The 22,903-nt window shown below is 44.5% G+C and carries 20 protein-coding genes; 13 read left to right on the top strand and 7 right to left on the bottom strand.

What is annotated here, in order from left to right:
• Positions 1-70 precede the first annotated feature (70 nt).
• From pulA to Y697_RS01435, 4 genes are all read left to right on the top strand, one after another.
• The gene (gene pulA / locus Y697_RS01450) at positions 71-2,554 is read left to right on the top strand and encodes a type I pullulanase (RefSeq protein WP_366144342.1); all 2,484 of its coding nucleotides are present in this window, start codon (positions 71-73) and stop codon (positions 2,552-2,554) included.
• A gap of 15 nt (positions 2,555-2,569) precedes the next feature.
• A complete protein-coding gene (locus tag Y697_RS01445; protein ID WP_121549929.1) occupies positions 2,570-3,055 on the top strand; it encodes a molybdopterin-binding protein in 486 nt (161 codons plus the stop codon).
• Positions 3,056-3,169: 114 nt separating this feature from the next.
• A complete protein-coding gene (locus Y697_RS01440) occupies positions 3,170-3,784 on the top strand; it encodes a deoxynucleoside kinase (RefSeq protein ID WP_259462258.1) in 615 nt (204 codons plus the stop codon).
• Positions 3,781-4,425 (top strand): deoxynucleoside kinase, encoded by a 645-nt coding sequence (locus tag Y697_RS01435; RefSeq protein ID WP_121549927.1) that lies wholly within the window; start codon positions 3,781-3,783, stop codon positions 4,423-4,425. The genes Y697_RS01440 and Y697_RS01435 overlap by 4 nt, the downstream gene beginning before the upstream one ends.
• Here the strand turns inward: Y697_RS01435 and Y697_RS01430 are convergent.
• Positions 4,406-5,059 (bottom strand): HAD family hydrolase, encoded by a 654-nt coding sequence (locus tag Y697_RS01430; protein ID WP_121549926.1) that lies wholly within the window; start codon positions 5,057-5,059, stop codon positions 4,406-4,408. The two genes, Y697_RS01435 and Y697_RS01430, sit on opposite strands and share 20 nt — an antisense overlap.
• 414 nt (positions 5,060-5,473) lie before the next feature.
• Between Y697_RS01430 and Y697_RS01425 the strand changes: the two genes are divergently transcribed.
• On the top strand, positions 5,474-6,661 hold the full coding sequence (locus tag Y697_RS01425; protein ID WP_121549925.1) for an anaerobic nitric oxide reductase flavorubredoxin: 1,188 nt from the start codon (positions 5,474-5,476) through the stop codon (positions 6,659-6,661).
• Positions 6,662-6,665: 4 nt separating this feature from the next.
• Here Y697_RS01425 and Y697_RS01420 read toward each other — a convergent pair whose 3' ends face one another.
• The 3 genes from Y697_RS01420 to aglA all read right to left on the bottom strand — a co-directional run bounded on the left by Y697_RS01420 (position 6,666) and on the right by aglA (position 9,852).
• Complete coding sequence (locus Y697_RS01420) at positions 6,666-7,637, bottom strand: DUF5700 domain-containing putative Zn-dependent protease (RefSeq protein ID WP_121549924.1); 972 nt, start codon at positions 7,635-7,637, stop codon at positions 6,666-6,668.
• A gap of 80 nt (positions 7,638-7,717) precedes the next feature.
• On the bottom strand, positions 7,718-8,257 hold the full coding sequence (locus Y697_RS01415) for a DNA-3-methyladenine glycosylase I (RefSeq protein WP_121549923.1): 540 nt from the start codon (positions 8,255-8,257) through the stop codon (positions 7,718-7,720).
• 176 nt (positions 8,258-8,433) lie between these two features.
• Complete coding sequence (gene aglA, locus Y697_RS01410; RefSeq protein WP_121549922.1) at positions 8,434-9,852, bottom strand: alpha-glucosidase AglA; 1,419 nt, start codon at positions 9,850-9,852, stop codon at positions 8,434-8,436.
• Between the two features lie 291 nt (positions 9,853-10,143).
• Between aglA and Y697_RS01405 the strand changes: the two genes are divergently transcribed.
• From Y697_RS01405 to Y697_RS01395, 3 genes are read left to right on the top strand one after another with little or no spacing between them, the layout of a single operon-like run.
• A complete protein-coding gene (locus tag Y697_RS01405; RefSeq protein WP_121549921.1) occupies positions 10,144-11,376 on the top strand; it encodes an ABC transporter substrate-binding protein in 1,233 nt (410 codons plus the stop codon).
• A 38-nt stretch (positions 11,377-11,414) separates the two neighbouring features.
• Positions 11,415-12,359, top strand: a complete 945-nt coding sequence (locus tag Y697_RS01400) for a carbohydrate ABC transporter permease (RefSeq protein ID WP_121549920.1) — start codon at positions 11,415-11,417, stop codon at positions 12,357-12,359.
• On the top strand, positions 12,356-13,168 hold the full coding sequence (locus Y697_RS01395; protein ID WP_121549919.1) for a carbohydrate ABC transporter permease: 813 nt from the start codon (positions 12,356-12,358) through the stop codon (positions 13,166-13,168). Before Y697_RS01400 ends, Y697_RS01395 begins: the two co-directional genes overlap by 4 nt.
• Before the next feature lie 57 nt (positions 13,169-13,225).
• On the opposite strand, the gene Y697_RS01390 is transcribed toward Y697_RS01395, so the two are convergent.
• The 3 genes from Y697_RS01390 to Y697_RS01375 form a co-directional block, all read right to left on the bottom strand.
• Positions 13,226-14,233 (bottom strand): hypothetical protein, encoded by a 1,008-nt coding sequence (locus tag Y697_RS01390; protein WP_121549918.1) that lies wholly within the window; start codon positions 14,231-14,233, stop codon positions 13,226-13,228.
• A 337-nt stretch (positions 14,234-14,570) separates the two neighbouring features.
• Positions 14,571-15,386 (bottom strand): GNAT family N-acetyltransferase, encoded by an 816-nt coding sequence (locus tag Y697_RS01380; RefSeq protein ID WP_121549916.1) that lies wholly within the window; start codon positions 15,384-15,386, stop codon positions 14,571-14,573.
• Complete coding sequence (locus Y697_RS01375) at positions 15,383-16,444, bottom strand: alanine/ornithine racemase family PLP-dependent enzyme (RefSeq protein WP_121549915.1); 1,062 nt, start codon at positions 16,442-16,444, stop codon at positions 15,383-15,385. The genes Y697_RS01380 and Y697_RS01375 overlap by 4 nt, the downstream gene beginning before the upstream one ends.
• Before the next feature lie 92 nt (positions 16,445-16,536).
• Between Y697_RS01375 and Y697_RS01370 the strand changes: the two genes are divergently transcribed.
• From Y697_RS01370 to Y697_RS01350, 5 genes are read left to right on the top strand one after another with little or no spacing between them, the layout of a single operon-like run.
• Positions 16,537-16,959, top strand: coding sequence for a DUF123 domain-containing protein (locus tag Y697_RS01370; protein ID WP_121549914.1), 423 nt, complete (start codon positions 16,537-16,539; stop codon positions 16,957-16,959).
• Entirely contained in the window at positions 16,940-17,722 is a 783-nt protein-coding gene (locus Y697_RS01365) for an S-adenosyl-l-methionine hydroxide adenosyltransferase family protein (protein ID WP_121549913.1), read from the top strand. The genes Y697_RS01370 and Y697_RS01365 overlap by 20 nt, the downstream gene beginning before the upstream one ends.
• Positions 17,709-19,004 (top strand): PAS domain-containing sensor histidine kinase, encoded by a 1,296-nt coding sequence (locus Y697_RS01360; RefSeq protein ID WP_121549912.1) that lies wholly within the window; start codon positions 17,709-17,711, stop codon positions 19,002-19,004. The genes Y697_RS01365 and Y697_RS01360 overlap by 14 nt, the downstream gene beginning before the upstream one ends.
• Positions 18,994-20,352 carry a sigma-54 dependent transcriptional regulator gene (locus Y697_RS01355; RefSeq protein WP_121549911.1) on the top strand — a complete coding sequence of 453 codons (1,359 nt, stop codon included), beginning with the start codon at positions 18,994-18,996 and terminating at the stop codon, positions 20,350-20,352. Before Y697_RS01360 ends, Y697_RS01355 begins: the two co-directional genes overlap by 11 nt.
• Positions 20,315-22,903 carry a CBS domain-containing protein gene (locus Y697_RS01350; RefSeq protein ID WP_121549910.1) on the top strand — a complete coding sequence of 863 codons (2,589 nt, stop codon included), beginning with the start codon at positions 20,315-20,317 and terminating at the stop codon, positions 22,901-22,903. The genes Y697_RS01355 and Y697_RS01350 overlap by 38 nt, the downstream gene beginning before the upstream one ends.

Raw genomic sequence — 22,903 nt, 5'->3', positions numbered from 1 at the left:
AATGAAAAGGGTGTTGTTCTTCTTATTCATCATCTTCGGAGCAACAATTTTTGCTTTTACGGGAGAAAGTATGGGAAAAAACGCAGCAGATTATGATGCAGGAACTGTATTGATTGTTCATTATCACAGGTACGACGAAAACTATGATGGCTGGAATCTCTGGATTTGGCCCGATAAGCCCAAAAGTATGGATGGAAAGTCATATGCTTTCGACAGAACAGATGATTTTGGAGTGTCCGCAACCGTAAAACTTGACGAAAAACACTCTAGAGTTGGTTTCATAGTGAGGCTCAGAGAGTGGGAGAAAAAGGACGTTACTGTCGATAGATTTGTCGACATTCCCGAATCAGGGGTGGCCGAAATTTGGGTAATCGAAGGCGAAGAAGAGTTTCTGTTCAGTCCAGAGAAGATTGATCTCACTCCTAGAGTGAAGATCGCTTTTTTAGATTCATTGAGTGAGGTATTTGCATCTCTTTCGGCTCCCGTTGACACCAGAATAGTAACCCCTGAAGTCTTTGTGAATGGTTCTCCCATTGAGATTGAAACCTTCGAGAAGGCTGATCCGACCGATATATCTGTTACTAACTATGTTAAGATAAAGCTGGCAAAACCGCTTCCCGCAGAATCTGTTTGTGAAGAGCTTTCCCTGAATATTGAGGGTTTCCTTTCAAGTGAGATTATTGTCAGGAAGGCGCTTGACGACCCGCAATTCTTCTATGGAAATCAGCTCGGAGCAATTTACTCAAAGAGCGAGACCGTTTTCAGAGTCTGGTCGCCCGTGTCTTCTTCAGCATCGGTGCTTCTATTTGAAGATCTCTTTTCCGATGGTTACGTTGAACTCCCCATGAGTAGAGGAAAGAACGGAGTATGGGAAACAGTCGTTAAAGGAGATCAGCATCTTAAAGCCTACAAATACAAGTTTTCTTCCTACGGTAAGGAAAGAAGCACTGTAGATATTTACTCACACGCGGTAACAAGAAACAGTGAGAGATCAGTCGTAATAGATCAAGAGAAGGTCGTTTTCGATGGTTGGAACGATCATAAAGTGCCACCCTTGGAGAATCCGGAGAACGCAATAATATACGAGATTCATGTTGGAGACATGACCTCCGATCTGAATACAACTGTGGAGAATAAGGGCAAGTATCTCGGACTTGCAGAAACGGGCAGGACAGGCCCAGAGGGTGTGTCTGTTGGACTGGATCACATTGTTGAACTTGGCGTAACCCATGTACACATAATGCCCTTTAATGATATTCATTACATAATCGAGGGAGAAGAGGGACAGTACGGCTGGGGTTATGATCCTTATCTATATATGGTTCCTGAGGGACATTACAGCATCGATCCTTCCGATCCTCTTAGCAGAATAATCGAGTCTAAGATAATGATAAAGAAATTCCACGAAAACGGGATCAGGGTCATTCTCGATACTGTATTCAATCACACGGCGACAACTGGCTCTTCTTCACCCTTCGATCAGACGGTTCCCTATTACTACTACAGAACAGATAGAACTGGAGCCTATTTGAACGGAACAGGAGTCGGTAATGAGATAGCTACCGAAAGACCGATGATGAGAAAGCACATTCTCGATACTCTGAAGATGTGGGTTACTGAATATAGAATCGATGGGTTCAGATTCGACCTTATGGGTCTAATAGACAGAGAGACAATTCTTGCAATAGACCGGGAGCTTCACGCCATCGATGAATCGATTCTCCTCTACGGCGAGCCCTGGGGAGGTTGGGGAGCGACTATTACTTTTGGAAAGGGTGATCAGAAGGGAACCGGCGTAAGCGTGTTCAACGACAACCTAAGAGACGCTATCCGAGGAAGTGTTTTCGATGAGAAGGTGAAGGGCTTTGCCCTTGGAAGCAGGGCAAAAGAGCGGAGGATAATGCGTGGTATAGTGGGTAGCATCGAATACAGTAACGACATTAAGGACTTTGCAGACGATCCGGCAGAGACTATAAACTACGTTTCGGCCCACGATAATCAGACCTTGTGGGACAAAAATAGCGCTGCGATGCCGGATGCCCCAAGAGATCTTCTCTTGAGTGCGCAGAAGCTTTCAAATGCAATAATTATCCTTTCACAGGGAATTCCCTTCCTTCACGGAGGAGTAGATTTCGCACGCACGAAGTACGGGAACGAAAACAGCTATAACGCCGGAGTAGAGTTAAATAAAATGGATTACTCTAGGAAGGCCGAGTTCATTGATCTTTTCACCTATTACAAGGATCTAATAGCCCTGAGAAAGAATCATCCAGCCTTCAGGATGACTTCATCTGAGCAGATCAGCAACAATCTTACATTCCTTGACGCACCAAGAAATATAGTTGCGTTCACCATAAATGGAGAGTCGGCCGGCGATTCTTGGGAGGAAATACTGGTAATCTTCAACGGCAATCTAGAACCTTCTGAGATTACCCTCCCTGACGATAGCTGGAATCTCGCATCAGACGGGGTCAGAGTCTCGGATGCCCCGCTCGAAAGGCTCTCAGGCAAAGTCACACTTGAACCTATATCCACCTATGTCTTCTTCAAGTAAACCCGGAGGTGTGGTATGTATAGCTGTAAGATAATTAGGATACTTGAGTCTGGTTTTTTCGATGAAATCTCTGAATCGATAGAGATTTCAAAAAGGATTCTTGAAGATCATGGTTTTACGTACACAGGTTCTACTGATGTTGACCCAGTGATGAGTGACCTTAAAGAAGCAATATATGCCGATTCCTGTTCAAATGACATAGTTCTAGTTCTTGGAGGAACTGGGCTTTACAGGGAAGACATAGGACCCGAAGTTGTCTTGTCTCTTGTCGATAAAAGGGCGACAGGAATTGAGACGGCAATGCTTAGGAATGCAATTGTCGCTGACCCTTCTCTTTGCCTATATCGGGTTGGAGCAGGAACCATTGGGGATTCAATAGTACTCTCTGTTCCCGGTTATCACGAAACTGTCCATTATTACCTGGAATCCGTTCTAAACTACTTGAAACCCTTTTTTGACGGGCTAAGAGCATCTGAGAGAATTCAGGATATAAATAGCTAATTATGGTCGATATCTACGCGACCGGCAAGTTCATTCTTTAATGAAAGAGATTGGCACTGTTTGGAGGCGAGATATCCATCATCTCTTTCAGAATTGGAGCAGTGAATCTGGATGATGTTTTCTAATCTAAGCGGAAAGTTTGTTTCTGTGGAAGGAGTAATAGGAGTTGGTAAGACAACCCTTGTTAAAATTCTCTCTAGAAAATACACTATGCCAACTGTACTGGAAGTTGTCGAAGAAAATCCATTTCTTGCTCGTTTCTATGAAGATATGGAAAGATGGGCTTTTCAAACTCAGCTCTTTTTCTTGATAAGTCGGTTTGATCAGCAGTCGAACGTCAAGAAGGCAGCTTCGCAGGGACAGGGAGTGGTCTCTGACTATGCTTTTATAAAGGATCATTTATTCGCATCTCTCAATCTCAAGGGGGAACAATTCAGACTATATGAGAAGATATTTAATGCTCTTAAAGAGCAGGTTCTTCATCCAGACCTTATAGTCTATCTATACGCAGACATCGATACCCTAATGAATAGAATTGCTCTTAGAGATAGACCGTTTGAGAGAAGAATGGACAGGACCTACATCTCGATGCTAGGTGATGCTTATGAGAATTACATGAAGAACGTGGCCGAAAGCCAGGTTCTCAGAATTGATACTTCGAACATCGATTTTGTGAGAAATCCCGAAGACCTCAAAAGGGTTTTTGAGAGAATCGAGGCGATCTTATGATATTGGGAATATGCGGAAACATCGGAGCTGGGAAATCATCTCTCACTAATTTGCTGGAGGAGGAGCTTGGGTTCAGAGGTGTCTACGAAGCCGTTGATGAAAACCCTTTTCTTGAAGACTTCTACTCCGATATGAAAAGCTGGGCCTTTCATTCGCAGCTGTTCTTTCTTGTCAAACGCTTTGATTTCCTCAAGAGAGTTGTTACTGAGGGTGCGGTGATTTTACAGGACAGAACGATATACGAAGATGTGGAAATATTTGCCCGCAACCTACAACTAATGGGCTACATCAATGAAAGAGACTGGAGACTCTATCTTGACACTTATGAGACACTCTCAGATCACCTAACAACTCCAGACGGAATTGTGTATATAAAATGCTCGAAGAATGTGTTGTTGAAGAGGATAAAGAAGAGAGGTAGAGGCTTTGAGAGCGATGTAAGTGAAGAATATATCGAAAGACTCAACGGATTATACGATGCCTGGATAGAGAGAGTTAAGTTTTGCAGAAAACTAATCATTGACGGTGACAAGTACGATTTCATTGAAAGCGCTCAGGACAGAGCTGATGTCCTTCACCTGATCTCGAGATTCACGGCAGAACTAATGGCGGGAGTACAGTCTAGGTTGTTTTCCAGATAGACTGAATTGAAGAGACGTCGATGTATTCGATTCCAACATCTGAGCAAACACCATCCATGCTCATGTCATTTCCGATCATCACACAGTTGCTTGCCTCAAGACCGTTGACCTCCAAAATCTCACGATAGTATCTTAAATCGGGCTTAACGTAATGTGAGTTTTCCATGGTCGTCACGTAGTCTAAGAATTTCTTCTCCACTCCGACCCATTCAAGTCTCTTGTTGATAGCCTTTCCCGGAAAAATTGGATTTGTTGCGATGATAATTCCTTTCCCTGCCTTCCTCAAATCCTTCAACACCTTTACTACATTCTCTCGGGGCGCCACCAGTTCTTCCAACTTGTTGTAATCACCGTCGTAGAACTCATTGAAAAACTGTTCATACCAATTTTGATCATGATCACCCATCGATTCTACAAACCTCTCCATGAAAAGGTCATAATTATTCTTGAAGTTGTCTCTATCGCCAAAAAGAGCTTTGAGTGAGACCTCCAAAGCAGACATAAGTTTTTCTAAGACGACTCTCCCTTCTGCCGAGCTGAAAACAAGTTGAAAATATCGCCTTGCGAAATCCTCATCAGAAACAGCGCTTAGTGTACCGTCAAGATCAAACAAATATGTGATACGTTCCTTCACCAAAACACTCCCATCATAGACATATTTTCCCCGCTAATCCTTCCCAAGGAGACTCTCTGTTGTATGAACCGAACTCAAGAACCTGAATTTATGCTCGTTCTAAGAATATCACGCACATTGAAATACTTCTACTGTGTAGCCATTCAACCAACTGGAAATGAGCATGCCTGAAGAACCGATTCTCACTACAGCTGGATTTGAATTCAAACGTTCAGATTGGAATCCGTTTTATGGGACTCGATTTGTGAAAAGTCTTAGAATCGACAGTTATGATTGAACTGACTTCACCAGGACAATTTCTTCGGAATCAAGTGAAGACTTTTTTAGCTAGGTTTCCGAGAGAATACGTAACAAATGTTACCGATTAAATCGTTCAATTTTGGTAGACTTATAATCAGTATGGGAGGTGTTCATATGGGAAGGAAGATTACCGATAGTGTAACTTGGGTCGGCAAGATTGACTGGGAACTGAAAAAGTTTCACGGAGAAGATTATTCAACTCACAGAGGGTCGAGTTACAACGCATATCTAGTAAAAGACGAGAAAACAGCTCTGATAGATACGGTCTGGGCTCCTTTTGCAGAGGAATTTGTGGAGAACCTAAAAAAAGTCATTGATCTTTCAGAGATTGACTATGTCATAGCGAACCATGGAGAGATCGATCACAGCGGTGGACTTGTGGCATTGATGAGAGAGATTCCCAACACCCCGATTTACTGTACGGAAAACGCAACAAAATCTCTGAAAGGGCAGTTTCATGAAGACTGGAATTTTGTCACGGTAAAAACAGGTGATACTTTGAGTCTTGGTAAGAAGACTCTTACCTTCGTGGAAGCACCGATGCTTCACTGGCCAGATTCGATGTTTGAGTACCTGGATGGTGACGCGATTCTTTTCAGCAACGATGCGTTTGGGCAGCACTATGCCACCGAACTTATGTATAACGATCTTGTAGACCAGGCAGAACTTTATCAAGAAGCGATCAAGTATTATGCTAATATTCTCACTCCTTTCAGTAAGCTCGTTGTGAGAAAGATTGAAGAAGTCCTGTCCTTCGATCTTCCATTGAACATGATCTGCCCAAGCCACGGTGTGATCTGGAGAAAAGACCCTGCACAAATAGTGAAGAATTACTTGAAATGGGCAGACAATTATCAGGAAGACCAAGTGACTATTGTCTACGATACAATGTGGGAAGGCACTAGAAAGATGGCCGAAGCTATTGCTGAAGGCATTGACAGTGCGAGCAAAGGTACGCCGGTCAAACTCTACAACGCGGGGAAGATGGACAAGAACGACATTGTGACGGAGATATTCAAGTCAAAGGCCGTTCTGTTTGGCTCTCCAACTGTGAACAAGGGGATTCTCGCACCTTTGTCAGGTATGCTTCACGAAGTGAAAGGCCTCGCCTTCAAGAACAAGAAGGCAGCTGTATTCGGTACGTACGGTTGGAGCGGCGAATCAATAGATGTTCTCGGCAAAATGGTTGAAGAAGCCGGATTTGAGATCATACAACCCGGTTTGAAGAAACTCTGGTCACCAGATGACCTAAGCCTTAACGATTGCAGAGAATTCGGCAAGGCTTTCGCTTCGAAGCTGTGAGGAACTAAACTCCAAGAAGTTTCCCCAACATAAGAAAGGTCTCGTCTTCCAGGAGGTAGTAGGATTTCCTAAATGCTACCTCCTGGTAGGTTCTTAGGAAGGCAACAGTATCACCCACAGTCGCAATCAGTTTTTCTCTTCCCAGCTCTTTCTCGATTTCCGTAGCCATTTTCATTCCAACCGGAGCAAGACTTCCGATGCCAAACCAGCTTCTCTGCATGATCAGACGGGCCTCGTTATCGGAGATGTTATTCTGCGCAAGATTAAGAAAGACCTCCTGAAGCATCTCAAGATGCTTCTCAAACTCTCCCATTATCTTCTCTCTCGACAGCGCAACTCGTTTCATTACAGGAATCTTTGACACGTCGCTCACAAGATTCGCAATTCCTTCACACTCTATACTCACAAATCTGTAAACCAATTGGTCAAGCGGCGTCTCGTCGAACTCGAGTCTCTCTCTGGTAATTGAATTTCTTGCTATGTGATGAGCTTCATGAGCCATTACTTCTTCGATAGCCTCTATACCCACATCTAGAGCAAAAATCGGATCGAAGTAGACGCCTTTATGATCTGCATTGGCGTTGTAAGGCATTGGAATAAAGAAGACGTTTAGCCCTTCGAATGATGCCCCTTTTGGAAGATACTCTTCGGCCATTGAGATAGCCTTCGATCTGATCTGCTTTTCATCTCTCTTGATGAAATCAAAGAAGGTTCTTAGCTCAGGTTCCCTCTCTCTGATCTTCTCTACATAGAAGATCAGCTCCGTGCAATCCTTAGAGAGACCGGAAAGATCTTCTCTTCCAGAAAAAGCAGCATTCAGACATTCTTCTACCTCTGAATCACAGATGCGGAACTGTCCAAACATTTTTGCAAGCGGCGAAGCAAGGATTTTGCTCGCTTTTTCATCGTAAGAACCATTTCTGGAATCAAGCAAGTCTATTAGGGCAAAAATCTCTTCTGTATGAAAACAGCTCATCTAGATCACCCCACGCAGCTATCTAATTAAGCAAGAGATATTATATCATCAAACGATGAAGGGAGATGAGAATTCTCAATCTAGGTTTGCACCTCTGTATACCTGAAGCAGTATACAAGATGATCGTTCACCAAGCCGGCTGCCTGCATTAGAGCATAGACGATTGTTGGTCCAACGAAAGTAAAGCCCTTATCTTTTAGAGCGTGCGAAATCTGATGAGCTTTTTTACTCACTGCCGGGATTTCTGAGACATTAGCCCAGACATTCACCACCTGCTTGTAATCAACAAAACTCCAGATAAATCTATCAAATGTGCCAAACTCCACTTCAATTTGATGAAATTTCTTTGCATTGTTAATAGCTGATTCTATCTTTCTTCGATTTCTGATAATTCCGGAATCTGCCATTAGCTTTTCTATCTCATCCTCATCAAACTTTGCAACAATAAGAGGGTCAAAACCTGCAAAGGCCTCCCTGTAACTTTCTCTCTTTCTTAGCACTGTGCGCCAACTGAGACCAGCCTGAGCTCCTTCCAGAACAAGAAACTCAAACCACTTCTTGTCTTCATGAACGGGAACACCCCACTCAGTATCGTGGTATTTGATGTACACATCATCCATTTCGGCCCAGGGGCAACGTATATTAGCTGTCAGATTTTTTCACTCCACAGAGTTCGAGTTTTTTCCGATTCCGAAGAATCATTTCCCTGTTTCTCTGAAAAAGCAGTTAACTGACAATGCGATTCACAAAAACAGATTGTAAGAGCCCTTCATGTTTCTAAAAACGACTTGGCACTCTATTTGTCCCATCCTTCCGAATCGAATATTTCTTGAACAACCGCTTTTGCCTGCTCATAAGATTTCGTTCTAGGATCCTTTAGAAGAATCTCGACAATAAGATCGGGGTTCTTCTCTTCGAAGGCTTCGAGAGCCCACTCCATCCTGAGTATTCTTGGTTTCAAGTACCACTGAATGACTCTTTCGGGCAATGCCGGATCAATCGCCTCTACGTGAATCCCATCTTTGTCTACTATCGCAGGAACTTCAATTGCAACATCGTCATCAATATCTGCAATAACACCCTCATTCAGAGTGTTAACAACTAATCTTGCAGAATTCCCATTTACAATTGCGTCAATGAAGGGAATATGCTGCTCACCACTCATAGAATCTTTATCGTAAAGTTGATTTGCCTCTCTCGTGAAATCACTGGACAGACCTTTCGTACCCTCAATTATAAGCTTATCCAGACTCGCATCCGGAAACTGCTCGATTGCCTTTGCAAGAGCAAGAGTTGCATCAGTAACCTCTCCAAGCTGCTCTCTGTACCACCTCCAGCCAGGCACGGAATCCGGGCTGCCCCAAGGACTTCCATACCACTTTTCCATGGTCTGCTGGTCGTAATGATACTTCCACCCGCTATTTCGTACGGTATCTCCGATTGGAACCAAACCGTAGAATGAATACATGTCAAGAGCAGCAGGTGACATCTGGACATTGAAAGGATTTGACGGCTTGAACTCATTGCATTCATACTTTGACACGTAATCCTCAAACAAAGGATAGAGGTCCTCCCCGTTTCTCCTAAACCTATTTAGCCATATCCCGTGGTTTACGCCGGCAACCTGCCAGTCAAGTTCAGATGTATTCACTCCAAGTGTCGCGGCTACCTCCAGAACATCGTAATGGCCGTGACAGAATCCTACCATATTGATTTTCGAGCGCCTCCTTATCAGAGTTGTACCCTCGAAAACTGGATTGGCTGCCTGAAGAAGCCATGCATTCGGTGCACGCTTCTCCATGATTTCCGCGATTCCTAAGAAGTGCGATAGTTGGTTCCAGTTAGTCAGAGTATAGTAATCTGAGACCATGTTGAACTCTTGAGTGTCTATCCCTCTGCTATAGCCGTGCTTCTCGCCGATTGCCCTTACTCTTTCCAGAAAAGCGTGTCCTCCAACCAGTGCCGAGTTAATCACAAAATCGCTTCCCTCTATAGCTTCTTCCAACTCCACAGTCTTAGTAAACTCAAGACTTGTGCCCATCTCTTCTGCAAACTTTGATGCAAGGACCTGAACTGCGTCAAGTCTCCGCTCGTCAATGTCCATCAATGTTATCGTGCTACCATGAAGACCAATCGTCTTGCAGAGATCACTAACCAGCCTCAGAGAAAACACCGCACTTCCCGCACCAACTATGCTTATGTTAACTGCCGACAATCCAATCCCTCCCAATAGTTTATGAGTAAATGATACCACTACCGTGCGAGTCGAAGAAAACTGGCGGGAGAAAACTGCCATAAATCTCAGATTTCAGCCCCAATACATTGAATTAGAGGGCTGCGCGTAAAGGAGTGCAGTTATCTCTCGACAAATAATCACCGGCTTCTATTCAAAGGAGTTGCTTAGTGAAATGTTAACAGTAGTATAATCTTCATTAGGTTCTCATTCGGTCTGGGGATAAAGAAGACTATTGCGCGGCGTGAAGCCGAACAAACAGGGGGTGTTTTGATGAAAAAGTGTCTTTTGGCAGTTCTTCTTCTCTCCGTAAGTCTGCTCTTTGCCTCGGGAAGTGTTGAGATTTTCAGCTGGTGGACTGGTGGAGGAGAAGAGGAAGGACTTGCTGCCATCTATGAGGTATTTAGAACCAAGTATCTCGACGTCGAGATAATTAACGCAACCGTCGCCGGTGGAGCCGGTACAAACGCAAAAGCTGTCTTGAAAACAAGAATGCTGGGTGGTAATCCTCCTGACTCCTTTCAGGTGCATGGAGGTATGGAACTAATCGACACTTATGTGATTACCGATATGATGGAGCCGCTCACCGACATTCTGGAAAGCTGGGGAATTCTCGATAAATTCCCCGAAGACATTATGACAATATGTAGCTACGAAGGAGAAGTCTACTCGATTCCCGTAAACGTTCACAGAGGAAACGTAGTCTTTATTAACAACGAAATCCTTACGAAAGTCGGTATAGACAAGGTCCCTACCGATGGACCGGGATTCTTGGAAGTCTGTGCAAGGATTGAAGATGCCGGTTATATTCCACTATCCCTTGGAGACAAGGATAAGTGGGAGGCCGGGCACCTGTTTGAGACCGTGTTGCTTTCGGCTTTGGGACCAGATAAGTACAACGGCTTATGGGACGGAACTACAGGCTTCGAAGATCCAGGAATTGAAAGAGCTATCATAATTTTCGAAGAACTAATTAAGTATGTAAATGAAGACCATGCAGCTCTCACCTGGCAAGATGCTACAAGGATGGTCTTCGATGGAAGGGCTGCCTTCAACGTAATGGGAGACTGGGCAGAAGGTTATCTGAAAACTCTGGGATGGACACCGGGAGAGGAGTTCAGCTGGATGGCAGTTCCCGGAACCGAGGGCTCCTTCATGGTAGTAACGGATACGTTTGGCCTGCCGAAGGGCGCTCCAAACAGAGAAAACGCACTTAAATGGCTCGAAATTGTTGCTTCAGTCGAAGGTCAAGATGCATTTAACCCGATAAAAGGTTCGATTCCTGCGAGACTGGATGCAGACAAATCACTCTACGATCCTTACCTGACATGGTCTATGGAGGACTTTTCTACAAACGCGCTATGTCCCTCTATAGCTCATGGATCTGCTGCGCCTGAAGGCTTCATAACCGAGCTGAACGACGCTGTTAACATCTTTATTACTACAAAGGATAGGGCGGCTTTCCTGAGTGCCATAGAAAACGCTGCTGAAGACTACATCTATTAATCCTTGCGAAATGGGGCCCGCATCTGTGGGCCCCATTATTGGAGGTGTTCCAGATCAAGAGGAAGACAAAACGCGGGATTATTTCCTTTTTCATTCTTTCGCCAACCTTTGCGGCAATAGGAATCTTCGTATATTTCTTCATTGGTTGGACGAGTAGAACTTCCCTTTCCAACTGGAATAGTTTTGCCAGGCTTCTTAAAGGCGAATTCGAATTTGTCGGACTGCGCAACTATTTCAGGCTTTTCGAAGACCCGCGATTTCAAACCGATCTGTGGAACACTCTGTATTTCACACTTTTCTTTATTCTAGGGTGTCTTCTGCTGGGAATTGTTTTAGCTGTACTGATTGATCGTAACCTCAAGGGATCAAGTGTATTCAGAAATATTTATCTGTTTCCAATGGCGCTTTCATTCGTTGTGACAGGCGCAGTCTGGAGATGGATCTTCGCTCCTGGAATTCTACCAAGCAGTCCTCAAGGTATGAATCTTCTATTCAATCTGGTAGGACTGGATTTTTTTCAGTGGAAGTGGTTCACCAGCACTGAGAGTTTCCTAAATTTCAATATAGCGCTGATTCCAGTGATAATCGCAGCTGTATGGCAGATGTCAGGCTATACAATGGCCATGTATCTTGCAGGGCTTCGTGGGATATCCCAGGATCTCGTGGAGGCTGCCGAAGTTGATGGAGCAACCGGCTGGCAGATCTTCTGGAAAATCAAGTTTCCTATTCTAAGACCGATAACTCTAAGCGCGATGATTATTTTAGGTCACATTTCGCTGAAGATCTTTGATCTTGTTTACGCTATGACCGGCAGCGGCCCAAACAACGTAACCGACGTACCGGCTATCTACATGTTCGAAACCACTTTCAGAGCGAATAAATATGCGACCGGCTCAGCAATAGCGATAATCATGCTTCTGATGGTCGCCGTAGTCATAATCCCTTACCTTGCTTCTGCTTTCAGAAAGGAGAAGAGGATATGACCAAAAAAATCCTAATCTATATCCTTCTTACTGTTTTCGCATTGTTCTTTCTGATGCCTGTCTATGTGTTGTTGGCAACAAGTCTCAAACCCCTTAAAGAAGTGGGGCTTGAGCGAATGTGGTTTCCTCCGAACGATCTTTCCTTCGATGGGTTTGCCAAGGCCTTCAGCCGTCTTGCACCTAACTTAAGAAACTCGTTCCTGTTGGTCATCCCTGCAACGCTTTTCTCGGCAATCATAGGATCGATAAATGGATATGTTTTGTCTAAATTGAAGTTCAGGGGCTCAGATCTTCTCTTCGCTCTTGTTCTTTTCGGAATGTTTATTCCTTATCAGAGTGTCCTTTTTCCTCTAATACGCTTTCTACAAGATATCGGGCTTTACGGCTCTATATGGGGATTGGTATTGGTTCACGTAGTCTATGGTTTGCCAATAACCACCCTGATTTTCAGGAACTACTACAGTGAAGTGCCTACTGAATTAATTGAAGCGGCCGGAATAGACGGAGCAGGTATATTCAAGACATACCTGAAGGTTCTATTTCCGATATCCCTTCCTGGTTTTGTGGTAGTAGTCATATGGCAGTTCACGAATATCTGGAATGAATTTCTTTTCGCCGTGACCGTTACCAGTGACCCCACAAAACAACCAATTACTGTTGCCCTTGTGAATCTAGCGGGGAGTCAGGTTGTCGAGTGGAATGTCCAGATGGCAGGTGCGCTGCTGGCCGCTCTACCAACATTGATAGTCTATATACTGCTCGGAAAGTACTTTCTGAGAGGGCTTCTTGCTGGTTCGGTAAAAGGCTAGAGAACTCTAGGCGATCCTTCTCAGTCATCACTCAGAGCTCTGTCGAAAAGATGCCGTCTATTCTGTGCCGAAAATCTCGGCAAGCTCATCTTCAAACTTCATAACCCTCCCTTCTCTTGAAGCTTTCAGGTAAAGGTAAAGCTGTCTTCCAACAACATCGCTCATCGTGAAGCCTGCCTTGCCTTCCATGGTCTTATGGAAGCTTTCTGCAACCTCCTCTCCAAATTCGTCCAGCAGGTAGGCATATGTCATCCCGTAGATAAGAAACTCGGCGAACATATCCTCCCAGGAAGGATACCTCTTTCCGTAAGACTCGAGAACTCCAAGCGAGAAAGGTGAATGCTCGAGTCTTTTGACGAGTTCGGCATTCCGCGAGAGAAAGGGATCTAAAAGCGGGTGACAGAACTCGTGAAAAGCAACGATTCTGGACCAGACGAAGTTCTCAGAATAACTGGAGAATTCCTCATCGGGCGCCGTGACCCCTGGCTCATAGGGCCACTTCTCGGTCGCTTTGCCTGGATATCTTGCAATACAGTAGAGCCCGTCAGATCCAGATACACCAAGGGAAACAAGTTCAGGATAAAGCGGATTTGGAGCGAAAACGAGCTCCTTGTCAATTACTCCAAAGAAACCGCCAATAACTCTTTCAATACAATTACCAACCAAAGCTTCGATAGCATCTTTCTCAATCTCATTCCATAGCGGCTTCTGGCTTTCCCAGAGTTTCTCCAGAGTTCCGGACTCGAGAACCCCCCTGATCTCCTTGTTCAACCCGCTCCTGCATAAACCCGGTTCGTATCTTTCGAGAAATGATGGAAATTCAATTGGCTCGAGACCAGGCCATGAATGGCTAAGAATGTAAGTGAAGAGAAAATAGGACGGTGTTCCATCTCTCAGTAGCCTTTCAAGCTCATGAAAACGGACCTTACTGCCTATAATGAAGTTCTCTGTATCCAAATAGAGAGGGTGGTGTCTGTGGGGCTTCTGATTTGCACTTTGATTCAGCTCTGATGTCATAAGGGCTATTGCCATCACTCGGATCCGCTTGTCAACTTCGACCTTCATCTTCCACCTCATCTTCAAAATGCGTCATTATGAAACAGAAGGAATCTTGATACAGACTCCAATCTTCGGAATCATACCAAAGATTGAGATGAAAGCAAAACTGAATCTTTGCGTAGATCTCATTACTGTATTGAGTCCCGGCAATTGATGCCATCAGAAACCGTCCTGGTAATTGTAGGATACCCCAGTCTCTAGATGCGGAACTGAAGCAACTAGAGTTCGTAACAGCCATTCCGCTCTCGCTCAGCTCAACACCATCTCTTCTAGAAACGAAAAAACTATCCAAGATCGCCGAGAACCACTGTCACAAGATATAGTCGAAAACGACTTGTGGAGATCAGATTTGAAGAGTTGAACCATCGGCGTAATAGAGGAATACATCCTTTGTTCTCTCGAAAGGCTTGAATCCATTCAGCAGAAAGGGTTCTAGATTGAAATCCTCGCTGGCCATGGTATGCATCCGGCCGAAACCTTTCGCCTTCGCGTAAAACACAAGCTCCTTCACGAAAACCTCAATACTCTCCCTGTCCACCATTTCAATGAAATTGATGTCAAGGCAATCATTGAACTTGGAGTTCATCGACAAAACCGCCCAGTTAGCGCCATCTGAAAGCTGCACAGGATGTATCAGGAAACTGGTCTTGTTTGGAACTTCTTTTGGAATAAATGACCAGTCTTCGCTTATGTGACAGCTGATTTGTGGAATTTCACTGCATTCCACTAGATCAACGGAATGGGAAGTCAATTCGTCAATCTCCTTCTCCAGATTTGTGAAGACAGCTATTCGTTCGAAGCCAAAAGCTTCGTTCATTTTGATCGAAGCTGTGTTGTCAAAGTAAGTTGCAAAATACAACCTTTCAATCCCCAGATTTCTGGTCAACTGCAACATCTCTTTGCCTAACTCTTTCCCGTATCCCCTTCCCTGAAAGGCGGGGTCTATTCTCATTCCTTCCATCCAACCCACTTGGCGACTGAACAGCCTGAGGTTGTCTATACCAATCAGTTTTCCTCCCTTCCAGAGCCCCATGAAATAGCACGAAGGATCGCGAACCCACTTCTCAAAGACTTGTGGAATGTAATCATCACCTTCCCATATTGTCTCTACGATTTCCATAACCCTCAAATGATCTACCTTCTCAAGTCGCTTTATCATAGGTACACTTTCCTCACATAGGGGGATGTCATAACTCTCAGCAGTGCTCCGTAAGACATTCTGAAGGGAATCGAGTCACCAACAGCAAAGGACTTCTCGGAATCGGTTATATCCACTATTAGATGATCGCTGGAAGCATGAATTATTTCACATCCAGTTTCTAAAGGCGTCAATCCTGAGGGAACCACATCTTGTTCGCCAAGATCAAGTATTGCCTTCATTCTATTCCCTTTATCTAAAAACCTTGGAATCCGACCAAAGGCATCATGACCGATATCTCCAATTGGTAATGAGGGCTTCTCTGCAAGTTCAATGATCTCTCCTACGAGAGTGAATGTGTTTTGCAGGGTTCCCGGAACTCTTCGATTGTTTGTGACATCTGTTCCACACATTATCGACTCTCCCAGTCGAAAGTGGTTTATGCCTTCTGGAAGACTCTTATCTTCAAGCAGGGGTAATGAAGCTGTGTTTCCGGCAGAGTATCTCCTAACTGGGTAACCGGTAGTCCTCTTCAGAGATTCGCCCAGATTGAGAAGGATTTCGAATTTTTCCGGAGTTGCAATTACCCCTCCAAAACATCCAAGATTGGTGCCGATCCCATCAAGGTCCTTACCGACGATAGCGAATGCTTTCTCGAGAACTTCTTGAGCCTCATAAAACATGACTCCCTCTCTAAGGTCTCCAGTATCTACCATATATATGAACTTCAGTTTTTTCTCAGTTTCCGATGAAATCTCCTTTAGTCTGGAAAGATTCTCAAGATCTCCAATAAGCACTGAATCAACAAGCTCTACAACTTGCGGGAATCGAGACTTCTCTGGAAGTCTGAGCAGAATAAAACTCGGATTGATGCCTGCGCCTTTCATCCTCGCGACATTCTCAAGTCTTGATTCGCCAATTTCCGTAATCCCGTTTTCAACTAAAGATACCGCTACCTCAGGATCTCCGCACACAACTTTAGTTACTCCAGCGACCTCAACACCATTACTTTTGGCAAGCTCCACGATCTTTCTTGAATTCTTCGCTATGCTATTCTTATTCACTTCAACGTAAGCCATCTAGATCACCTCAATAAATTATATATTAAGCTTGCCACCAAGTTCCAGCCGCCAGTCATCTCGCACTGAAGCTGTCGTATAATATCTACATTATGGATTACAATAAAGGTGATTATGTTGTTCTTTTCTTTCTCAAAGAGGCGGTTGTGATTTCAAGCCTTTGCAGGAGCTGGACCCTTGATGCGGGCTATTACATGTATATCGGTTCGGCAATGAGCTCTCTAGCAGAAAGAGTGAAAAGACACCTAATCGAAGAAAAGAGAAAATTCTGGCATATTGATTACTTTAGGGAGAAAGCCGAGGTCGTGGCCGCTCTGCTTCTTCCGACAGAAGAGCAGAGAGAGGAAGAGCTTTCGAATTTCGTCTCCGAGTATGGTGAAGCAGTCCCCAAATTTGGAGCTTCAGACTGCTCAACTGACTCGAATCTCTACAGACTCGAATCAAGGAGTATTGAGAGAGTCTTTTCTTCTATCGTTTGCAAATGGAGGGATAAGTGTGATAGCTTTTTTGACTGACTGGGGTTCCGACAGCTATTATGTCGGGGTAGCAAAGGCTGTTATTAGGGAGCTGAATAGGAAGGTTGAGGTAATTGATGTTAGTCACGAAATCAAACCCTTCAACATAAGACAAGGTGCCTACATCATTCATAGGACACTCAAAGATATGCCTGAAAGTGTTGTCTTTTTGGCAGTAGTTGACCCCGGGGTGGGCACGTCGAGAAAACCGATACTAATGGTTCTCAAGAATGGGATGAGGCTCGTGGGACCTGATAACGGCCTGTTCACCTTTGCGGCCGAAGAATACGGAGTTCACGAGATCCGGGACCTCGAGAACAAGGAGTATCACTGGGGGAACTCAAGAAGCTTTCACGGAAGAGATATCTTCGCTCCCGTAGCTGCTCATGTAGCCGCCGGACTGGAACCGGAAAAGCTGGGTTCAAGACTGATGAACTTCGAGTATCTGAAATTCAAGAAACCCGGCAGGGAAGGAAACACGATTGTCGGTGAAGTGGCGTTTTATGATCACTTTGGAAATCTTGAAACTAACATCCCTGTAGACCTTGGAAATGATCTCGAGGAAGGTGACGTAATTGAAATTGGGAAGGGGAGAAGACCATTCAAGGCAACATTCGGAAAGACATACTATGATGTGAATTCGGGGAATCTGCTAGCCCATTTCGATTCAAGCGGATTCCTAGAAATCACTGTGAACAAAGGGAGTGCCCGAGAGTTCCTTTCTTTAGAAGAAGGGGAACCCATTACACTTGTCAAAGTTTGACAAAGGATTGTTCAATCCTGGCTACCACTATATAGTCGGTGGGGTAGTCATGGGAGCGGGAGTTCTATTCTCTCTCGTATACGGCTTCAGTCTAGAAAGAATGTCACTTGTAATTCTTCTCGCACTTGCGTCAGTTATTACCGTATATCTTACATTGGTAAGGCAGCTTGAAAGGCTCATTAGACTTATCCGTACGGGAGAAAAGAAATCGATTGGCGAACTTGAGGGGCAGTTTAATGAGATATATGGCTTCTACAGAAACCTCTCACTACAGATAGAAGAGGAGAGAAATTATTACGAAAAACTATACAGGGATTACTCAGAGCTTTTAAACACACTTGACATTGCCGTAGTCTCGGTTGACGAAAAAGGCAACTTTGATCTCGTTAACGATTCTTTTATCCGAAGCTTCTCCTATGGTGGTCAGGGAGGAAGATATCTCCGTATCGACAGATTCACGAGAAGAACAGGTCTTATCTTCCCACTTCAGGAAGGCCAGTACGAGGTTTACAGCAGGAAGCTTGGGAAACGCTACCTCGTATCGGTAGCCCACAAAAAGAAGAGCGGTTTTCTGCTGACTCTGACAGACAAGACCAGCCAGTGGAAAACAAAACAACTTCTGGAAAAGACAAGAAGGTACGCAGTAGATGCCCAGACAGTTGCCGATCTCGCACACGGTCTAAAACAGCCTCTAGCAAATGTTAAGTTGGCTCTTGATCTTTACAAGAGAACAAACAAGCCGGAGTATATGGAGACTCTTTCAAAAGAACTCAACTCATTCCAAAGTAGGATTGGGGGAATTCTGCAGATCTTCAGATATGGCGAAGAGTTCGATAGGGTAGATCTTTCTGAACACGTGATGAAGGTAGCTTCCTTCATGTCTTCGATCTTCTCGGAAAAAAAGATACAGTTCAAGGTTGTCTCTCTCGACAAAGGAATCGTTCTCATTCAGCGGGGAAGGCTTGAAAATGTTCTAAAAAACTTACTCATGAACGCCGTTGAAGCAAGCATACCGGGAGAGAGCTCAATCATCTCTAAAGTCCGGACATCTAGAGAGATTGTTACGCTTATTATTGCCGATACAGGAAAGGGAATTGATTCTGCCGCTTTGCAGAATGTATTCAAACCATTCTTCTCTACAAAGGCCGAAGGATCGGGATTGGGACTGTACCTTGTCCGCAATTTCTGTGAAGAGAACGATGTAAGATTGAAGATGAGAAGTATTCCAGGAAGGGGAACCGTGTTTGTATTAACCTTCAGGAGGCAAAGAGATGAAGAGTAAGGTTCTGTTAGTCGACGATGATCTCGCCTTTAATGGCTTGCTGGGCTCCGCTCTGGAAGAAGAGGGGTACGAAGTCGTTCAGGTTTACAATCTTGTTCAGGCAAAAAAGCAAATTTCAGAAGAATTCTTTGACTGCCTTATACTGGACGTGAGACTCCCCGATGGTTCAGGACTTGACATTCTCCCTGAAGCCTCGAATAATGCGCCCGTGATAGTCGTTTCTGCTCATGGGGATATAAATACAGCTATTGATGCGGTGAGAAAGGGAGCCTTCAATTTCCTGGAGAAGCCCTTCGACCTAACTCATGCTCTTCTTGAAGTTAAGAGGGCCATTGAGTTTTCAGAGCTTTCACAAGAGAGGGACAGTCTCGCTGAAAGAATCTCTATCGAACCGTCTGTTGAGATAGTAGGCAACAGCAACAATATCCTTCAACTAAGGGAGACAATTGCCATTATTGCACAAAAAAAAGTAACGGTCCTTCTTGAGGGAGAGAGTGGGACAGGCAAAGAGGTCGTTGCAAGGTCAATCCACCAGCAAAGCGGAAGGAGAAAGTTCGTTCCGATAAACTGCGGTGCAATACCGGAAACCCTATTCGAAAGCGAACTCTTTGGATATGAAAAAGGAGCCTTCACTGGAGCATTGAATTCGAAGCCTGGTCTTGTCGAAGAATCACACCGTGGAACACTCTTTCTTGATGAAATATCCGAGATGCCACTTGCGATGCAGGTTAAGTTGCTCCGCGTGTTGGAAACTTCCTCAAGCCAAAGGCTGGGCGGTAATTCTTTCCGTAAGCTTGATCTCCGGGTTATCGCAGCTTCAAACCGAGAACTCGAATCGGCAGTTGGAGAAGGGGATTTCAGAAGCGATCTGTACTATAGATTGAATGTTGTTAAGATAAAAATCGAACCGCTCAGGGAGAAGAGAGAAGACATTCCACTCTTGATAGACTACTTTCTGCCAAAGCTGTGTGATGAACTGGGACTAAAGAAAGTCCCAAAAGTGCCGGAGAGTTTTGTCAAAAGGATGAAGGAGTACGATTGGCCAGGAAATATCCGTGAACTGAGGAACAGACTCCTATCGATTCTTGCAATGCACGGCAGGCTTGAAAATCTTTCACATTCAGTTCTCCCCGAGCGGGTTAATCCCGAAGAAACAGAGTTCAAATTCGAAGAAGTCACTCTTGATGAGCTTGAAAGGTGCTATGTTAGGTGGTTGATCGATCGACATAAAGGAAACAAGACAAAGGTGGCAAGGATCCTCGGAATAAGTAAGAGCACGCTTTACGAGAAGCTAAAGAGGTGGAGTGTCTGTGAAAGTAATAACAACACACCGGAACCCCGATTTTGATGCATTTGCGTCTGCAGTAGCTGCTCAGAAGCTCTACCCAGATCATGTGATTGTCTTTGGAGGACAACTTGTTCCTGCATTGAAGGGATTCCTTTCATCCAAAAGTCTTTTGTTATCATTCTACAATGTGAATGAGCTGAAGATCTTCAGTCTCTCTTCCCTAGTCGTTGTCGACACTTCAGACGTGAAAAGAATTCCCTCTGTTCTTCAGCAAATGATAGGTAAGAGCACCGAAGTCAGATTCTTTGATCATCACAACACAACTCTTTCGGAATCGCAGCATGGGGTTTTCAAGGAACTTGGATCTTGCACCACTCTCATGTGTAACCAACTAAGAAAGAAGAGGAAAGAAGTGACTCAAAGTGAAGCAGTGCTCTTCGCTACAGCTATCTATAGAGAAACAGGGAACTTCACTCACGCCTCGACCAAGGCCCAGGATCTAAGGACGGCCGCCTGGCTAATAGACATCGGAGCACAACCCGACGGCCTAGGAGTCTATTCGAGTTATAAGTTGAGCTCCTCCCAGCAAAGACTTGTCGAGTCTCTTATATTGGGCCTCAAGAGCACATCGATAAGGGGTGTGGAAATCAATATGGCTACTGCAAAGAGGAATTCACTGCCCGCCGGGTTCAGTCTTGCGGTCGAAAAGCTCTGGTCATTCCTTGGTGTAGAGAACCTAGTAGTGCTTCTCGAAACAAATAATAGGGTCTACTTCACACTTAGGTCGCGCTACATGAATCTCGAAACAGCTGAGCTCGAAGGCATTCTCAGGAATGGCGGAGGGTCTTACACACTAGGTTACTTCGAAAACTGCTCTGCAACGGAGGCAGAAGAAAGAATAGTAAGAAACTTCGAAGACAATATTGAACGCTTGATAAAGGTTAGGGAGATTATGTCCTCACCTGTCAGGACCGTTCTTGTCGATATGAGAGTCGAGGACGTCTTCAAAATCATGCAGCGAACTGGCCATCACTCTCTCCCGGTAGTGGACCATGAGAAAATCGTGGGCGTTTCCAAATACAGAGATATCGAGAAGGCTGTACGTCACGGTCTCTCTGAAAAGAGAGTTGTTGAAGTTATTGACAGGTTCTTCGTAACATCTTCAGCAGATGATTCCGTTCAGTTGGTGACCGACAAGATGGTGGAGAACAACACAACTGCAATTCTAATTCTTGACAACGGCATATTAAGTGGAATAGTGACACGAACTGATCTGTTGAGAAGTACTTTTGGCAGAAGAAGAATAATTGATCCCGGAGAAAGCCATGGAGAACAGAATTACGCAAAGTTCCCGGTAGAAGATTTCATAGAGGAGCGCACAGAGAAACGCATAGTAACGATGTTAAGATTTCTTGGTGCTGTCGGTTCAGAACTCAACATGCCGACGTATATTGTGGGAGGGTTTGTAAGGGATCTGTTGCTCAACAAGCATAATCTAGATCTGGATATCGTTGTTGAGGGCAATGCAAATACTTTTGCAGAAACTTTCAAGAAATACTTCAACATAAAGATAGTGGAACACAAGGAGTTCCTTGCAAGTTCGATGTTTTTCAACGACGGTCTGCGAATCGATGTGGCAACCGCCAGGACCGAGTATTACAAGAAACCTGCAATGCTTCCTGAAATCGAGATGAGCACAATCAAGAAGGATCTCTACAGAAGGGATTTTTCCATCAACGCAATGGCGGTGAAGCTTAATCAAGAGGAGTTCGGTATTCTGATTGATTTTTTCGGTTCAAGGAAGGACCTTTCAAATGGAGTAATTAGGGCTCTTCATCCGCTTAGCTTTATAGAAGATCCGACAAGAATTCTCAGAGCTGTGAGATTCGAGCAACGTTTTGGATTTGAAATTGAGATTCGGACTGCCGAACTGCTAAAACTGTGCGCTGCTGAAGGATATTTGAATAGAGTCACCGGACAGCGGCTGCGAGATGAGTTGATCAAGACTCTACAAGAGCCCCTTCCACTGAAGGCACTTAGGAGACTTTCCAGTCTTGGCGTAACTGAAAAACTCTTCCCGCAATCGAAGTTTGATAGAGAGACTGACCTCATGCTCGACAGATATTTCAGCAGAAGAGCCAGGAACGCTTCACTGGTTGGAGAGGACAGGATTTTCTATACTCTCTTGATGATAATGCTTAGAAACAGCGACAACGAGGCTGTTGAATGGTGTATAGAACGTTACGGACTTACGAGAAACTTTCTCGACAGGCTTACTGATGCAATGAGTACTGCTGGTAGAATAGTAGTTGAGAAGCCAAGAAAGCCTTCTCAGTTTCACATCCTGTTGAAGTCAAGAAAGTCGGAAACCTTGAATTTCGTTGATTCCTGTCTCGATGAAGAACAAGATCTTCTGTTTCTAACTTATTTGAGAGGGCTGAACGAAATTAGGCTGACAGTTGATGGAACTGTGCTAATAGAAAAATACCGCATGAAAGAAGGTCCGGAAATCAGGGAACTTCTCGAAGAGTTGTTATGTGCAAGGCTGGATGGTCTTGCTGAAGAGAAGGAAGATGAGTTTGTCAGGGAATACCTGAAAGGGAGGGGATAG

Source organism: Mesotoga sp. BH458_6_3_2_1 (assembly GCF_003664995.1).
Classification (GTDB): Bacteria; Thermotogota; Thermotogae; order Petrotogales; family Kosmotogaceae; genus Mesotoga.
Note: the sequence above shows the minus strand (reverse complement) of the source record. Positions and strands in the feature narration are given on the sequence as shown.

Coding starts and splice junctions, on each gene's coding strand:
- Y697_RS01445 (WP_121549929.1), top strand. CDS start 2,570: ATGTATAGCTGTAAGATAATTAGGATACTTGAGTCTGGTTTTTTCGAT.
- Y697_RS01435 (WP_121549927.1), top strand. CDS start 3,781: ATGATATTGGGAATATGCGGAAACATCGGAGCTGGGAAATCATCTCTC.
- Y697_RS01370 (WP_121549914.1), top strand. CDS start 16,537: ATGGATTACAATAAAGGTGATTATGTTGTTCTTTTCTTTCTCAAAGAG.
- Y697_RS01355 (WP_121549911.1), top strand. CDS start 18,994: ATGAAGAGTAAGGTTCTGTTAGTCGACGATGATCTCGCCTTTAATGGC.
- pulA (WP_366144342.1), top strand. CDS start 71: ATGGGAAAAAACGCAGCAGATTATGATGCAGGAACTGTATTGATTGTT.
- Y697_RS01415 (WP_121549923.1), bottom strand. CDS start 8,257: ATGGATGATGTGTACATCAAATACCACGATACTGAGTGGGGTGTTCCC.
- Y697_RS01395 (WP_121549919.1), top strand. CDS start 12,356: ATGACCAAAAAAATCCTAATCTATATCCTTCTTACTGTTTTCGCATTG.
- Y697_RS01420 (WP_121549924.1), bottom strand. CDS start 7,637: ATGAGCTGTTTTCATACAGAAGAGATTTTTGCCCTAATAGACTTGCTT.
- Y697_RS01405 (WP_121549921.1), top strand. CDS start 10,144: ATGAAAAAGTGTCTTTTGGCAGTTCTTCTTCTCTCCGTAAGTCTGCTC.
- Y697_RS01390 (WP_121549918.1), bottom strand. CDS start 14,233: ATGAAGGTCGAAGTTGACAAGCGGATCCGAGTGATGGCAATAGCCCTT.
- Y697_RS01375 (WP_121549915.1), bottom strand. CDS start 16,444: ATGGCTTACGTTGAAGTGAATAAGAATAGCATAGCGAAGAATTCAAGA.
- Y697_RS01380 (WP_121549916.1), bottom strand. CDS start 15,386: ATGATAAAGCGACTTGAGAAGGTAGATCATTTGAGGGTTATGGAAATC.
- Y697_RS01440 (WP_259462258.1), top strand. CDS start 3,170: ATGTTTTCTAATCTAAGCGGAAAGTTTGTTTCTGTGGAAGGAGTAATA.
- Y697_RS01425 (WP_121549925.1), top strand. CDS start 5,474: ATGGGAAGGAAGATTACCGATAGTGTAACTTGGGTCGGCAAGATTGAC.